This is a genomic window from Bartonella capreoli (genome assembly GCF_902813205.1).
GTDB lineage: Bacteria > Pseudomonadota > Alphaproteobacteria > Rhizobiales > Rhizobiaceae > Bartonella > Bartonella schoenbuchensis.
The window spans coordinates 1-426 of the sequence record NZ_CADDZX010000266.1 but is presented as its reverse complement, the minus strand read 5'-3'; the positions used below and the strand labels follow the sequence as shown (position 1 = coordinate 426).

The following is a 426-nucleotide window of genomic DNA, read 5'->3' as shown; positions in this document are numbered from 1 at the left end:
TGCCACTGATAAAACGCTCAACAAACCAAAAAGCCGAACAATTCGTCCACTGCTTTTACCGTCAGTTGGTGCGAGGAGCACTGAAAGGCTACCAGTGCTGGCCAAATTTGTTTGCTGTGCCAACACGACTGTAGCATCTGTTGATACCAACAATAGCATCATGAATACAAAAACTACAAATTTCTTCATTGTTCTATTACCAAACTTGAAATTAAAATATTACTTATTTTATCGTCAGAACGAATTTTAGTGCGATCAAAAAGAGCTGAACTTAAATTCATTAAACCCGATGGCTCCTTTTCTTGTTAGATTGTCATTCGATTTAAAAATGAGACAAAATTATTCGATTTATTGACCACCATATCCTGCGAAATATTTTAACTAGGTTTAACAACTAATGCAACTTCCATTCGAATCTTAGTTTTT

General features: G+C 35.2%; 1 pseudogene. It reads right to left on the bottom strand.

From position 1 onward, the window contains the following. Positions 1 to 189: pseudogene (locus J7R05_RS08350) on the bottom strand (flagellar type III secretion system pore protein FliP); the annotation flags it as partial. Between the last annotated feature and the right edge of the window lie 237 nt (positions 190 to 426).